Consider the following 14,353-nt stretch of genomic DNA (forward strand, 5'->3'; position numbering starts at 1 on the left):
TCCCCTTGCGTCGCCCCCCCTGCGGCCCTCCCCGGGGGGCGCGCGCGTCAGAGCTCTGCCGGCGTTTTGGGGGCAGCGGGCATTCATCCGCCAACAACCCCCCCCCCACCGCGCCGTGCTCGTCGGTGACCAGGGCGAGCGTGCCGTCCGCGGCGAAGTGCCGGTAGCGGCGACGGCCTTCCGGGTACTGCCGCACCGCGTCCGCCACCACCGTCACCAGCTCGCCGTCCTCGACCGCGTAGAGCTCGTCCGGGGTCAGGACTTCGTGGATCTGCGTGCCGTTCGTGACCAGCGTGCGGACCCGGCGGCCGGTGTGGTCGTACCCGTACAGTGCGTTGACGCCGTCGCCCTGCACCCCGCGCAGCCGGCCGAACGCGTCGTGGATCTCGCTGCCCGGGAGGACTTCCTCCGCGTGCCCCGGCGTGACGGCGTGCCGCAGCCCGCGCGGGCCGGTGACGACGTGCTCCGGGGTGAAGTGCTCGGTGACGCCGTTCGCGTAGTGCACCGCGGTCCGGTGGCCGTGCAGGTCGTACTGGACGGCGTCGACGAAGCCGGGCACGCTCACCAGCCGGCCGACCTCGTCGTACTGGTGGTGGACGGTCAGCCGCCCGTCGCCGGCGTCGGGGTAGACCACTTCGGACACCCGGCCGTCCGCGCGGCGCACGACGTCCAGCCGGTACTCGACGGCGACGTGCGCCGGCCGCCAGCGCTTCTCGGTCACCTGGCCGAGCGCGTCGTAGCCGAGCAGCGTGACGCCGGATTCGTCGACGACGCGCACCAGCCGCCCGCAGCTGTGCGGCCCCGCTTCCAGCGGCACCGGCAGCCCGCCGTCGTGGTGGGTGAACGTCGTGACCGGCGGCCCGGCCGGGTCGTCGACCCGCACCGAGACCACCCGGCCGGCGGCGTCGTGCCCGCGGTACACCTTGTGCCCGCCCGCGGTCCGCGTCTCGATTTCGTTGCCGGCGGCGTCGCGCAGGCGCACGACGCCGTCCGCGCCGCGCAGCTCCCGCCCCAAGAGGTCGTGCACCCCGTCCGGGTGGTCTTCGCGGACGGACCCGGTGAGCGGCCGGCCCAGTGCGTCGTAGCGGAACTCTTCGGAGACCTCCGGCGCCGAGCCGTCCCGGAAGCCCCGGCTGGTCCGGCGCACCAGGCCTCGCGCGCAGTACTCGTGGCGCTCGTCGACGACGTCGCCGAGGAGTTCGGCGTGCCGTCGTTCCAGCAGCCGGCCGGCGCCGTCGCGCAGCTCGGCGGTGACCAGGACCTCCGCCTCGCCGGACACCGCGCGCTGCTCGGTGGTGACCCGGCCCGGCCCGTGGCGGTACCGGACGGTCGGCAGGTCCGCCGAGTCCCCCGGCCGCACGACCGTTTCGGGTCGGCCCAGCGGGTCGTGGGTCACCGTCGTCACCGCGCCCGCCGGGTCGATCACCTCGCACACCCGTGCCGTGCGGACGTCGTGGCGGGTGACCGTCGCGTTCCCGAGCGGGTCCGTGGCCACCTCCGGGAAGCAGCGGTCGGCCGAGTAGCGGACCTCCCGGGTGTGGCCGAGCGGGCCGGTCGTCGTGGTGCGCAGGCCGGTGACGGTGTCGAACCGCCCGTGGAACGTCGTCACCCACCAGCCGTCCTCGCCGGGACGGCGGTGGTAGCCGTGGCGCCGGAAGTCCGGCGGGACGCGGCCGTAGACGTCGGCGACCAGCGCGTCGGTGAGCACCAGTTCCTCCCGCGCGGTGAGGAAGCCGTGTGACCCGGCGAAGCCGTCGGGCTCTTCGTCGTACCGCAGCAGCGTGTCGGAGCGGACTTTCCCGCTGCCGTCGAGCTCGCGGATCCGCGCGGGCAGCGCGGTGAACCGGTGCTCGGGGTCGCTCGCGTACGTCGTGCGCGTGTCCCGCACGACCGGCGGGCGCCCGGGCCGCTCGGTCGTCTCCACCTCGCGCGTCGGGTTCCCGGTCGCGTCGAAGGCCGTTTCCGTGGTGGTGACCGAGACCGGCGTGCTCCGGCGCTCGAACTCGGTCGTCACCGATCGTGTCCACTGTGGACGCCGGTGGTGCTCCACCCGGCGGTACGGCCGGGCCGCGGCGGGGGAGCCGTCGAGGCCGTAGGTCTCCTCCCTCGCCAGCAGGCCGTCGTCGCCGAACCAGCGCACGGTCCGCAGCGTCGGCGCGTACTCGTCGCCGAGCTCGTCCTCGACGACCCGGCCGAACACCGGGAACCGGCTGTCGTGGTACTCGAACTCGGTCACGCCCTCCAGGCCGGTGCCCGATTCGCGCCGGGAGATCCGCCGGACCACCGGCACCGCGGCGACGGTCGCGTACTCGATGGCGGTCCGCAGCCCGACGCCGTTGTCGATCTCGGCCAGCCGTCCGGTGCGGGGCGTGTCCTCGAGCGAGTGGTACGGCACGGCGTCGAGCAGCGACACCCCGGTGCCGGACCGCGCCCGCGCCGCCAGCTGGACCCGCCGCGGCGGTGGTGACTCGACGGTGGCGTAGGCCAGGCGCAGCAGCGGGGCGGCGGTTTCGGCGCCCTGGGTGTCGAACCCGCTGAGCGCCACCGACGTCAGCAGGGACGCGCCGGTGACGTTGTCGGCCTCGTAGCCGAGGGTCCACCGCCGCACGAGCGGCCGGGTGCCGCCGGGCACCCGCAGGTCGATCCGCGCGCAGCGCAGCGCCGTCGTGACGAGGGTGCCGCCGCGGCCCCAGCGCAGCACGTCCGGCCGCGGCTCGTAGCTGAACTCGACTTCGTAGGGCCCGTAGGAGACGCGGGTCAGGTACGCCTGGCCGCTGTGGTGCGCCCAGCCGAACGTGGCGGCCGTGCCGAACGGGTCCTCGGTCCGGTCGAGGTACCAGGCCGAGCCGTCGCCGGGCGCGAGGAAGTGGCGCAGCCCCGAGCGGGTGGTCAGCAGGTAGCCGTCGCCCCGGCGGACCAGCCGGCCCGCCGTCCGGGACCGCGCCTGCCCGTCCGCGAGCCCGACGTGCGGCAGCGGGAGGGCGAACCCGCCGCCGAACGGGCCGTTCGGCGCGCCCGTCGTGTAGCGCAGGGCGAGGGCCGGCGCGCTGCCGCCGGGGCCGGGCGGCAGGTCGAGTGGCACCGTGAAGCGGCCGCCGCCGGTCGCCGGGTCCGGCGTGAAAGCGGCGTCCTGCGTGCTCGACCGGAGCACAAGCATGTGATCTCCCCGCATGGATTCGTGACGTCCGGAGGGCCAAGTGGGTGAGGCGGGCCCGCCAGATACGTGGTCACCCGTTTGCCGTCACCGTTATGCATTCGTGATGTCCGTGTCGTATCCCGGTGGCGGCCCACGGGTCTTTCCCGGGTGCCGGTGGTGATCAATGGCGTGCAGGAGGGTGGACCCGATGGTCGTCAGGTTCGTGCGGGACGAGACCGCGGAAGCAGCGGCGGAGGACGCGAGCACGCTCAACGAGCTCCCGGCGCCGCCCAGGCAGTTGCTCGACCGGCACGGCGCCCGTGTGCTCGACCCGGCGACGGCCGTCGTCGCGGCCGGGCAGCCCGCCCCGCGCACGACCGTGTACCGGCCGGGCGTGTTCCTCGTGCCCCAGAAGTACCTGCGCGACCCGGAAACGCTGGCGTCGATCAACCGCGTGCTCGCCCGCATCGGTCTCTACGCCGCCCCGGCCGACCGCGGCGGCGACAGCAAGGAGTTCGCCCGCGCCCGGCAGCTCGGCGACCTGCCCGTCCGCGCCCTGCTGCACGTGCGCGAGGACGCCGACCCGGTCGTCGTCGACTGCTGGAAGGCGCTGCAGCTGCTGCGGTCGGCGGCCGCCGGCGAAAAGCCGGAACTGGACCCGGAGATCGTCCGGGAGATGGCCGTCGAGCACCTGCTGTTCACTACGCCGGTGTTCGGCGGGGTGCCGTGGGAGACCAGCGGCCTCGGCGGGACGCCGTGGGAGACCAGCGGGTTCGGCGCGGGCAGCTCGTACGGGCGCACCCACGGCGCCAACCGGATCCCGGTGACGCTGTCCGCGGCCCCGCCGTACCGCAGCGCGAAGCCCGCCCACCGGCGGCCGGTGATCGCCGTGCTCGACACCGGGATCGGCCCGCACCCGTGGTTCGGGCTGGCCGACCGCTCCGGCCCGCCCGCCGCCGGCTCGGGCCTCGCCGTCGCGCCGGACATCCAGGACGCGATCCTGCAGGCCGAGGTCGCGGCCGGCACGGTGCCCACCCAGCTGCTGGACGGCTACTGGGACGCGCCCTCGACCGGCCAGCCGCTGATCGGCGACATCGACACCGACACCGGGCACGGCACGTTCATCGCCGGCATCATCCGGCAGGCCTGCCCGGAGGCCGACACCCTGGCGATCCGCGTGGTGCACAGCGACGGCGTCGCGTACGAAGCCGACGTGCTGCTCGCCCTGCACCTGCTCGCCGACCGCGTCCGGAACGCGCAGGCGAACAACCGGCCGCAGGACCTGGTGGACATCGTCTCGATCTCGATGGGCTACTACGTCGAGGACCCGGCGGACGTGGCCTTCACCGGCCAGTTCGGCTCGGTGATCGCGGAACTGCTCGGGCTCGGCGTGCTCGTCGTCGCGGCCGCGGGCAACGACGCCACCACGCGCCGGTTCTACCCGGCGGCCTTCGCCGACCAGCCGCTTGGCAGCGGCTGCGGCCCGCAGGTGATCAGCGTCGGCGCGCTGAACCCCGACGTCGCCGCCAGCAAGGCGCTGTTCTCCAACGAAGGCCCGTGGGTGCGCTGCTGGGCGACCGGCGCCGGCGTCGTCAGCACGTTCCCGACCGACGTCCGCGGCACCGCGGCCGCCGACCACGAGGTGCCCGGTTTCGGGCGCGCCTCCTTCGACCCGGACGACTACAGCGCCGGTTTCGCGGTCTGGGACGGGACGTCGTTCGCCGCGCCCCTCGCCGCCGCCGAGCTCGGCAAGGCCCTGCTGCAGTCCGGCGACCTCGCCACGGCCGACCGCGAAACCGGCGTCAAACGGGCCTGGACCGCGCTGGGCTCGCTGTGAACGTGGCCAGGACCGACCACGGCCGCGTGGCGGCCCTGTTCGGCGCCGCGCGGGAGGGCGATCGCGCGGCGCTGGACGAGCTGGTCGCCCTGCTCACGCCGCTGCTCTGGCAGGTGGCGCGTGACCAGGGCCTCGACGCCGACCAGGCGGGTGACGTCGTACAGACGGCGTGGCTGCGGCTGCTCGGCTCGTTCGCGGAGATCCGCTCGCCGGTCGCGCTGACCGGCTGGCTGATCACCGTCACCAAACGGGAAGCCTGGCGCACGGGGGAACGGCGCCAGGTCGAACGGCCGCTGCCGGAGCTCCCGGAGCGGCTGACCGAAGCGTCGCCGGCACCCGAGGAGGGGGTGCTGCGCGACGACCAGCGCGCGCGGTTGTGGCGCGCGGTGGACAACCTGCCCGAACGCTGCCGCAGCCTGCTGCGGATCGTGGCGTTCGTGCACCGGCCGGACTACGCCGAAGTCGGCGCCCGGCTGGGTATGCCGAGGGGGAGTATCGGCCCGACCAGGGGACGCTGCCTCGCGCGCCTGCGCGAGCAGCTACTCGCCAACGGCGAAGGAGATTGGCTGTGACCACCGTCGAACCACCAGGCGCCGACGAGCCCTTGGACGAGCTCGACTTCCGGCTGCTGGCCGGCGTGCGCGAGCTGTGGGAAGCCGCCGACCCGATGCCGGCCACGCTGGTGGACCAGATCCGGTTCGCGATCCAGCTGCAGGACGTCGACCTGGAGGTGATGCGCATCCGCGAGCAGGAGGGGCTCGCGGTCACCCGCAGCGCCGCCGAACAGGGCCGGCTCATCACGTTCGACAGCGAGAGCCTGACGATCATGGTGAACGTGAGCCCGGAACCGGGCGGGACGATCCGCCTGGACGGCTGGCTGACCCCGCCGGCCGAGCACCCGATCGAGGTCCGCACCGCGAACGGCCCGTTGACGACGACGTCGGACGCCGAGGGCCGGTTCGCGGTGAACGGCGTGCCGCACGGGATGGTGCAGGTCCTGGTGCGCACGGCCGGCCGCTCGAGGACGGTGAGCACACCGGCCATCGAACTGTAAGTTCCGGAGCTGCCTGGTACCTCTGACCCGGAGGTACGATCCGGGGCGTCCTTCCCCGGCCGAAAGGGCAGCCCGTGGTCGCGTCCGCGACGGTCGAAGACCGGGTCCGCGAGCTGCACCGGCGTGCGGTCGCGGCGACCAACGACGGCCAGCCCGTCGTCGGCGGCCGGCTGATCCGCTCCGCCGCGCGGCTGCTCGGCCTGCCCGCCACCGAACCGCCGCCGGGGTGGCCGGCCTGGCCGGACCTCGCGACGCGCGTCCTCGGTACGTATGCGGCCGTCGAAACCGCGCTGGGCAACAGCGCCCGCGGGCTCGCGCTGCTCGACGAGGCCGACGTGCTCGTGTCGGACGCCGGGCGCGGGATCCTGCGGCAGCAACGGGGGCTCGTCCTCATCCTCATCGGCCGGATGGACGAGGCCCTCACCTGCTTCGACGAAGCCATCCCGCTGCTGCGGCAGGCCGGCGAGTTCGTCGTGCTCGCCCGGACGCTGCTCAACCGCGCGATGCTGCACCAGTACGCCGGGCGCGTCCGGCTCGCGCTCGCCGATCTCGACCAGTGCGAGCAGATCGGCGCCGGCCAGCCCGAAGCCGACGGCCTGGCGCGGATCTTCGCCAAAGCCGCGCACGGCCGCGGCCAGGCGCGCGTGCTCACCGGCGACATCCCCGGCGCCCTGCGCGACTTCGACGCGGCCAGCGGGTTTTACGCCGAGCAGAGCGTCGGGATGCTGCCCGTCCTCGCCGTCGACAAGGCGCGGGCGCTGCTCGCCGCCGGGCTGCCGCACGAAGCCGCCGCCGAACTGGACGCGGCGCTGGAGCAGTTCCCGCGGCTGCGGATGAACCAGGAACACGCCGAAGCCGAACTGACCCGCGCGCTCGCCGCGCTGGCCGGCGGCGATCCGGCGGCCGCGCGGAGCTGGGCCGGTCGGGCCGAACGCCGGTTTCGCCGTCGTGGCAACGAAACCTGGGCGGCGGTCGCGCAGCTGACCGTGCTGCGCGCGGACTTCGCGGCCGGGCGGCGGATCGCCCGGATCGGCGCGGAGGCGACCGCGCTCGCCGACCGGCTCACCGGCCTGGGCCTGCGCAACGACGCGGAAATCGCGGCCCTGCTGGCCGCGCGGGCCCGGATCGCGCTGGGCGACCTGGACGGTGCCCGCGCCGGGATCGCCCCGCGCGACCGCCGGACCGCGCCGCTGGAGAACCGCCTGGTGCGGCGGCTCGCGCTGGCCGAACTCGGTGCCGCGAGCGGCCACCGGCGCGTGACGTTCGCGAACGCGCGGGCCGGGCTGACCCAGCTGCAGCGGCACCGCAGCCGGTTCGGCAGCGTCGACCTGCAGACCGGGACGACGTCGCTGGGCAAGGAGCTCGCCGCCGCGGGACTGTCCGCCGCGCTCGCCCAGCGGTCGCCGGGGGTGGTGTTCCGCTGGCTCGACCGCTCGCGCGCCCAGGCGTTCCGGTTCCGGCCGGTGCGCCCGCCCGCGCACCCGGAGACCGTCGACGCCGTCGCCGAGCTGCGGTTCCTCTCGATGCAGATCCGCTCGGGCGAGCTGTCCGGGAAGCCGGACGCCCAGGCCGTGAAGCGGTGCGCCGCGCTGGAACGGGAGATCCGCGCCAAGGGCTGGCAGGCCGAAGGCGTGGACGCCGAGCACTCGGAGGCGAAGCTGCGCGAGGTCGGCGACGAACTCGCGGCGACCGGCAGCGCGATGGTGTGCTTCCTCGCCGACCGCGGCGCGCTGTGCGCGCAGGTGATCGCGAACCACCGGGTGGCGCTGGTCGAGCTCGGCCCGGCGGCGGCCGTCGCGGAGCCGGTCGCGCGGCTGCACAGCGACCTCGACGCGTTGTGCGGGCGCCAGCTGCCGCCGCAGCTGGACCAGGTCATCCGCCGGTCGGTGCGGACGCAGGTGACCGCGCTGGACGCGATCCTGCTGGCCCCGCTGGCGTCCCGGCTCGGCGACCTCGACGTCGTCGTCGTGCCGACCGGGGCGCTGTCGGCGATCCCGTGGGGGCTGCTGCCGACGTTGCGCGGCCGCCCGGTGACGGTCACGCCGTCGTCGTCGGCCTGGCTCGACGCGGGCCACCGGGCCGGCGGGGCGACCGGGGCGCCGCTGCTCGTCGCGGGTTCCGACCTGACCCACGCCGACGCGGAAGTCGCCCGGCTGGCGTCGCTGTACCCGGACGCGGAGGTGCTGACCGGCCCGGACGCCACGGTCGCGGCCACGCTCAAGGCGTTCGACGGCTGCCGCTTGGCCCACTTCGCCGCACACGGCCACCACGAACAGGAAAACGTGCTGTTCTCGCGGCTCAACCTGGCCGACGGGCCGCTCATGGCCTACGACGTCCAGCAGCTCGCGACGGCGCCGGAGCAGGTGGTGCTGTCTTCGTGCGACGTCGGACAGGCCGTCGTCCGCGCGGGCGACGAGGTCCTCGGCTTCACGGCGGCGCTGCTCTACGGCGGCAGCCGCACGGTGGTTTCGAGCGTGGCCCGCGTCGACGACCGCACCGCGGGCGGCGTGATGCTGGCGTTCCACAAGGCGCTGTCGGTGGGCACGCCCCCGGCGCGGGCCCTGGCGGACGCGGCGCAGGCCGAACCGCTGATGCCGTTCGTCTGCTTCGGTCGCAGCTGACTCCCTTTTCGACGTCCGGCGATCTTGAAGGTTGCTTTGCGGTGATCGATCGCATCCCGGCGCATCCCCGTGGGGCCGGTGGGCATCTCTCCCAGTGAGTCCAGTCGAGCACGGAACAGGGAGGATGATCATGAAGCGAACTGGTACCGCGTTGATCGCCGGGGGTCTGGTGGCCGGTGGGCTGGTCCTGGGGGCCGGGTCGGCGAACGCCATGCCGAGCGATCACCCGTGCGCGGCTTCGGACGTGCGGGTGACCGTGGCGCCGGACCCGTCGCACTCGGCCGGGCACGAGGCTTACGTGCTCACCTACACCGCGGCTTCGCCGGCCACGAACTGCAAGCTGGAGGGCGCGCCGACAGCGGTGTCCTTCCTGAGCGGCGGCCGGCGGCTGCCGGTCGCGGTGACGCCGGACGGCAGCGAGGTGCTGCCGGTGAACCTGCGTGACGGCCACCCGGCGGTGTCCCGGATCGTGCAGCGCGCGGCCGCCGCGCCGGCCACGCCGGACTTCGTCACGTTCGACCTGCCGACCGGGCCGTACGGCCAGCCGGTGAGCGTCGCGTGGCCTGCGGGGGCGCCGCTGAAGGGCGACGCGGTCGTCGTCACGCCGGTCGGCAACTGAACTTCCGAGAGGGGAACTCCATGAAGCGCATCTTGATCGGGCTCGGCACGGTGGCGGGGGCGTTCGCGCTGGCGGCGTGCGGCACGTCGGTGGCGTCGACCTCGACCTCGACGCCGACCTCGACCGGGGGCGGCGCTCCGGCCGGCGGTGGCGTGGCCGCGGCTTCGACGGCGACACCGCGGTGCACCACGGCGGACCTGGCCGTCTCGCTGGGCAAGCCCGCCGAGAAGAGCCCCGGCCAGTTCGACGTGCCGCTGACGTACCGGAACACCTCGGACCACACGTGCGGCCTGCACGGTGTCCCGGGCGTCGACCTGGTCGGCCCAAACGACCCGGTGTTCGGCCCGGTGTACCACCTGCCCCGCGTCGACAACGGCGTCAAGTACAACGAGGTGACGCCCGGAACGACGGCTTCGGCGACCATCACGGTGCTGACCCCGTCGGACGGCGGCGCGTCCTGGACGCCGGCGAAACTGACCACCATCCCGCCCGGCCAGACGCAGCCGCTGAGCGTCGAATGGCCCGCCGACCTGCCGGTTCTCCGCCAGGACGCGGCGACGCACCCGGGTTCCTACGTGAACGGCATCTTGGCCGATCCGGCCTAATCCGTCACTCGATCGAGTGAAGCGCGGAGCCGGGCGTCATACCCGGCGTGCGGCTCCCTCTTCCTCGGTGCGGCGGTAACCGGCCGGCACGCCCCCCGACTGGCCGGTTACCGCTGCGAGTTCAGCACCCGGAACGTCAGGTGCGTCGCGTTCGGCGTCGCCTCCACCTCCGTGCGCTCCAGCTTCACGTGCGCGCCCACCTCGGCGTCGAACAGGCGGACCCCGGCGCCGAACAGCAACGGCACCACGTGCAGCCTCAGCTCGTCGACCAACCCCGCCAGCAAGAACTGCCGCAGGGTCGTACCGCCGCCCATCAGGACCACGTTTTCGGCGCCCGCCGCGGCTTTCGCCTGCCGCAACGCACTCTCCACGCCGTCCGTGACGAACGTGAACGTCGTCGGGCCCTTGACCACCGGCTCGTGCGGGCGGTTCGTCACCACGAACACCGGCTTCTTGAACGTCCCGTCGTCACCCCACGGGTCGACGCCCATGTCGAACATCGACCGGCCGACCACGAACGCGCCGGTGCCCTCGAACAGCTTCGCCGCGAACCCGGCCTCGGCGTCCGTGCCCTCGAACATCCACTCGTGCAGCAGGTCGCCGTCCTTGCCGAGGCGGTGCTCGGTGCTCGTGTCCGGTCCGGCCACGATGCCGTCGGCCGACATGCTGATCTCCGCGATGACTCTCCCCATGGGCGGTCACCCTGCCATCGGATCAGGCGGAAGACCAGCCCTCGCCCCACTCGGCGTCGCGGGCCGCGCGGTACCGCTGCCCCTGCTTCTTCGAGACCGCCACCCCCGGCTTCAACCCGTCCGAAGTCGTGCACAGGTCCAGCGCGACCCACCCCTTGTGCTTCTTCGGGTGCCGGATGATCCGCGCGTCCGGGCGCTCCGGCGAGACGCGCGCCGCGACGACGTACGCGAACTTCTCGTCCTCGAACCCGAGCGTGCCCGCCTTCAGCTTCCGGTGCAGGCCCGAGCGCGGGAGCCGCGCGGCGAAGTGGCACCAGTCCTCGCCCGGCACGATCGGGCACGCCGCGTCGTGCGGACAGGGCGCGATCACGTGCAGGCCGAGTTCGATCAGCCCGGCGCGGGCCGCGCGGATCCGCTCGTAGCCCGCCGGTGTGCCCGGCTCGATCAGCGCGACCGCGCCGGCCTTCGCCGCCAGCCAGCGCACGACGTCCGCGCGGCCCGCCTCCGGCAGCTCCCCGAGCACGTACGACAGCGTGACGAGGTCCGCCTCCGGGGCCGGCGCGGCCGGGTCGACGAACCCGCGCCGCCACTCCGCGTTCCGGACCGCCGGGCGCCCGGCCCCCGCGGCGAGCCGCCTGCCGAGGCCGATCGCGCCGGCGACCTGCTCCAGCACCGTGCACTTCGCCAGCGACGGCCACACCTCCGCGGCCGCCCACACCGCCGCGCCGGTGCCCCCGCCGACGTCGATCTGCGTACGCGGCTCGAAGCCCGGAGCGCGCGAAGCGGCTTCGGCGAGCACAGCGTGTACGGCGGCGTAGGTCGCCGGCATCCGGTAGCCCGCGTACGCGGCGACGTCGGCTTCGGAGTTCAGGATCGGCGAAGTCGCTGCGTCGCCTTGGCGGTAGCGCGCGCTGAGCCGGTCGACGGACTGCGTCAGCCGGGCCACCGGGTGCCGGGTCAGCTCGTCGTCGAGGGCGGCGGAAAGATCGTCGGGGAGAACGGCCACGGCTGTCGATTCTCCCCTGTCCGGATTGTCCGCCCGGACCGACCCTGAGCTGCTAGTTTTCCGCCCGGGAAGTTTTTCGGCGCCGGCTGTCGATCCGGCGGCCGGCCGTTCGACGCGTAGGCGAAGGCAACGAAGGGAGACCGCGATGCGGTTCATGGTGATCGTCAAGACGAACGAGGACTCCGAGGCGGGCAAGGGCCCCAGCGCCGAGATGCTGGAGCAGATGGGGAAGTTCAACGAAGAGATGGTCAAGGCCGGCATCCTGCTCGCCGGCGAAGGCCTGACCCCGAGCTCGCAGGGCGCGCGGGTCGTCTTCTCCGGCGCCGAGGAGCCCAAGGTCGTCGACGGCCCGTTCGCCGAGACCAAGGAACTCGTCGGCGGGTTCTGGATCCTCCAGTGCCGCGACCGCGAAGAGTGCATCGAGTGGATCAAGCGGATGCCCAACCCCGGCGGCCAGGCCGGCGAGGTCGAGATCCGGCGCGTCGCCGAGGCGGCCGACTTCGAGAACATGACGCCCGAGGTCGAAGCCCTCGAGGGCCGGCTGCGTGCGCAGAGCGCCGGGCAGGCGTGATGCGGTTCCTGGTGATGGTCAAGGCCAGCCCCGAGTCCGAGGCGGCCGGCTTCCAGCCGAGTGCCGAGGACCTGGCCGAGATGGCGAAGTTCAACGACCGGCTGTTCGGCGAAGGCCGGATCGTGCTCCTGGACGGACTGACCGCGAGCGCGGAAGGCGCGCGTGTCGTCTTCGACGGCGAGGCCGAGCCGAAGGTCATCGACGGTCCCTTCACGGAGACGAAGGAACTGGTCGCCGGGTTCTGGGTGCTGAACGGCGAGTCCCTGGACGACGTCGTCGCGCTGATGAAACAGGCGCCGAACCCCGGCGAGAAGAGCGGCGTGCTGGAGATCCGCCCGATCAGCGAGTAGCGGGTTGCACCGCGCGGCATCACCCTGTCTGATGGCCGGGTGACGGTTGCGGACGCCCGGAGAACGGTCGAAACGGTCTGGCGGATCGAGTCGCCGCGGCTCATCGCGGGCCTGGCCCGGATGGCCCGCGGTGATGTCGGACTGGCCGAGGAACTGGCGCAGGACGCGCTGGTCGCGGCGCTGGAGCAGTGGCCGGAGTCCGGCGTGCCCCGCAACCCGGGCGCGTGGCTGATGACCATCGCCAAGCGCCGCGCGGTCGACCAGTTCCGCCGCAACGAGCGGTACGCGGAGAAGCTCGAGGAAGTCGGGCGCGACCAGCAGCTGGGCGAGGGCGTCCTGCCGGACTTCGACGCCGCGCTCGACGACCACATCGAGGACGACGTCCTCCGCCTGCTGTTCGTCGCCTGCCACCCGGTGCTGAACACGCAGGCCCGGGTGGCGCTGACGCTGCGCATGCTCGGCGGCCTGACCACGGACGAGATCGCGCGCGCGTTCCTGGTCCGCGAATCGACGATCGCCCAGCGGATCGTCCGGGCGAAGAAGGCCCTCGCGGCGGCGAAGGTGCCGTTCGAGGTGCCGGAGGGCGACGAGCGCGTCGCCCGGCTGTCGTCCGTGCTCGAGGTCATCTACCTGGTGTTCAACGAGGGCTACTCGGCCACCCGCGGCGACGACTGGATGCGGCCGGCGCTGTGCGAGGAGGCGATGCGGCTCGGCCGCGTGCTCGCCGGGCTGATGCCGGGCGAGTCGGAGGTCCACGGCCTGATCGCGCTGATGGAGCTCCAGGCGTCCCGCGCGAAGGCCCGCACGGGCCCGAACGGCGAGCCGGTGCTGCTGCTGGACCAGGACCGTTCCCGCTGGGACCGGTTCCTGATCCAGCACGGCCTCGCGGCACTGACGCTGTCCGAGGAAATCGCCGAGGGCGCGTACGGCCCGTACTCCGCCCAGGCGGCGATCGCGGCCTGCCACGCGCGGGCCCGCACGGCCGCGGAGACGGACTGGGTGCGGATCGCGGCGTTGTACGAAGGACTCGGCAAGCTCCAGCCGTCCCCGGTGATCGAGCTCAACCGCGGAGTCGCGGTGGCGATGGCGTACGGGCCGTCGGCGGGCCTGCAGGTGGTCGACGCGGTCGCGGCCGAACCGGCGTTGAAGGACTACCACCTCCTCCCCAGCGTCCGCGGCGACCTCCTGCAGAAACTGGGCCGCTTCGAGGAGGCGGAGCAGGAGTTCCGCCGCGCGGCGGAGCTGACGGAGAACACCCGCGAGCGCGAGCTGCTCTTGAGCCGCGCGACGGCGGCGAGCCGCTAGCGGCCCCGCCAGGCGAGCGGTGACAGCGTCAACGCCGCTTCCGCGATCTTCCGCGCGGTCTCCGTCCGCAGCCCCGTCCGCGCGGATTCGATCCACTCGTCGACCGGCCGGACGCCGATGTCCCGGTACTCCAGGGCCTGCAGCAGCATCTCCAGCTTGTCGGCGTCCTTGGCGCACAACGCTTCCGCCGATTCCCGCGTCTCGTACTCGTCCACCGCCGACCGCACCAGGTCACGTGATCGCGGCGGCAGCGCGGCCGTCTGGTCGGCGGTGATCTGCCGCGGCTCCGGCTTGCGCAGGTAGTCCCCGGCCGTCAGCGGCAGGTCGCCCGTGCGCGTCTCCTGCGTGTCGTGCCAGAGCGCGAGGAACGCCGCCCGCTCCGGGGCCGCGCCCTCCTCCGCCGCGATCAGCGCCGCCAGCTGGGCCGCGCGCAGGCTGTGCTCGCCGACCGACTCCGGGTCGCGGACGCCCGCGTGCCACCAGCCGGACCTCCTGACGCGCTTCAGGAGCCCGAGCTCGTAACCGAAGGACGCCAGTGCCTCGCTCATGCCGCCCAG

At 73.8% G+C, this 14,353-nt stretch carries 13 protein-coding genes; 9 read left to right on the forward strand and 4 right to left on the reverse strand.

What is annotated here, in order from left to right; genetic code table 11:
- The coding region (locus ABZW17_RS37090) for a SpvB/TcaC N-terminal domain-containing protein (protein ID WP_354824563.1) at positions 1 to 3,157 on the reverse strand (3,157 nt) is incomplete at its 3' end.
- Between the two features lie 187 nt (positions 3,158 to 3,344).
- Here ABZW17_RS37090 and ABZW17_RS37095 point away from each other — a divergent pair.
- The 6 genes from ABZW17_RS37095 to ABZW17_RS37120 all read left to right on the forward strand — a co-directional run bounded on the left by ABZW17_RS37095 (position 3,345) and on the right by ABZW17_RS37120 (position 9,872).
- The gene (locus ABZW17_RS37095; RefSeq protein ID WP_354824566.1) at positions 3,345 to 4,973 is read left to right on the forward strand and encodes a S8 family serine peptidase; all 1,629 of its coding nucleotides are present in this window, start codon (positions 3,345 to 3,347) and stop codon (positions 4,971 to 4,973) included.
- A 2-nt stretch (positions 4,974 to 4,975) separates the two neighbouring features.
- The gene (locus ABZW17_RS37100) at positions 4,976 to 5,545 is read left to right on the forward strand and encodes a sigma-70 family RNA polymerase sigma factor (RefSeq protein WP_354824569.1); all 570 of its coding nucleotides are present in this window, start codon (positions 4,976 to 4,978) and stop codon (positions 5,543 to 5,545) included.
- A complete protein-coding gene (locus tag ABZW17_RS37105) occupies positions 5,542 to 6,027 on the forward strand; it encodes a hypothetical protein (RefSeq protein WP_354824572.1) in 486 nt (161 codons plus the stop codon). The genes ABZW17_RS37100 and ABZW17_RS37105 overlap by 4 nt, the downstream gene beginning before the upstream one ends.
- Before the next feature lie 74 nt (positions 6,028 to 6,101).
- Positions 6,102 to 8,648 (forward strand): CHAT domain-containing tetratricopeptide repeat protein, encoded by a 2,547-nt coding sequence (locus ABZW17_RS37110; RefSeq protein WP_354824574.1) that lies wholly within the window; start codon positions 6,102 to 6,104, stop codon positions 8,646 to 8,648.
- Between the two features lie 130 nt (positions 8,649 to 8,778).
- A complete protein-coding gene (locus ABZW17_RS37115; RefSeq protein ID WP_354824577.1) occupies positions 8,779 to 9,267 on the forward strand; it encodes a DUF4232 domain-containing protein in 489 nt (162 codons plus the stop codon).
- Positions 9,268 to 9,287: 20 nt separating this feature from the next.
- On the forward strand, positions 9,288 to 9,872 hold the full coding sequence (locus tag ABZW17_RS37120) for a DUF4232 domain-containing protein (RefSeq protein WP_354824579.1): 585 nt from the start codon (positions 9,288 to 9,290) through the stop codon (positions 9,870 to 9,872).
- A 107-nt stretch (positions 9,873 to 9,979) separates the two neighbouring features.
- On the opposite strand, the gene ABZW17_RS37125 is transcribed toward ABZW17_RS37120, so the two are convergent.
- Complete coding sequence (locus tag ABZW17_RS37125; protein WP_354824581.1) at positions 9,980 to 10,564, reverse strand: dihydrofolate reductase family protein; 585 nt, start codon at positions 10,562 to 10,564, stop codon at positions 9,980 to 9,982.
- Between the two features lie 22 nt (positions 10,565 to 10,586).
- Positions 10,587 to 11,570, reverse strand: a complete 984-nt coding sequence (locus tag ABZW17_RS37130; RefSeq protein ID WP_354824583.1) for a small ribosomal subunit Rsm22 family protein — start codon at positions 11,568 to 11,570, stop codon at positions 10,587 to 10,589.
- A 145-nt stretch (positions 11,571 to 11,715) separates the two neighbouring features.
- On the opposite strand from ABZW17_RS37130, the gene ABZW17_RS37135 reads away from it, so the two are divergent.
- Genes ABZW17_RS37135 through ABZW17_RS37145 form a run of 3 tightly spaced genes read left to right on the forward strand, consistent with a single transcriptional unit; the run spans position 11,716 to position 13,796 of the window.
- Positions 11,716 to 12,141 (forward strand): YciI family protein, encoded by a 426-nt coding sequence (locus tag ABZW17_RS37135; protein WP_354824585.1) that lies wholly within the window; start codon positions 11,716 to 11,718, stop codon positions 12,139 to 12,141.
- The gene (locus ABZW17_RS37140) at positions 12,141 to 12,491 is read left to right on the forward strand and encodes a YciI family protein (RefSeq protein WP_354824587.1); all 351 of its coding nucleotides are present in this window, start codon (positions 12,141 to 12,143) and stop codon (positions 12,489 to 12,491) included. The genes ABZW17_RS37135 and ABZW17_RS37140 overlap by 1 nt, the downstream gene beginning before the upstream one ends.
- 39 nt (positions 12,492 to 12,530) lie before the next feature.
- Positions 12,531 to 13,796 (forward strand): RNA polymerase sigma factor, encoded by a 1,266-nt coding sequence (locus tag ABZW17_RS37145; RefSeq protein WP_354824590.1) that lies wholly within the window; start codon positions 12,531 to 12,533, stop codon positions 13,794 to 13,796.
- Here the strand turns inward: ABZW17_RS37145 and ABZW17_RS37150 are convergent.
- Positions 13,793 to 14,344, reverse strand: coding sequence for an HD domain-containing protein (locus ABZW17_RS37150; protein ID WP_354824592.1), 552 nt, complete (start codon positions 14,342 to 14,344; stop codon positions 13,793 to 13,795). The two genes, ABZW17_RS37145 and ABZW17_RS37150, sit on opposite strands and share 4 nt — an antisense overlap.
- Positions 14,345 to 14,353: the final 9 nt, after the last annotated feature.

The sequence above is a fragment of the Amycolatopsis sp. NPDC004625 genome (assembly GCF_040609695.1).
Classification (GTDB): Bacteria; Actinomycetota; Actinomycetes; order Mycobacteriales; family Pseudonocardiaceae; genus Amycolatopsis.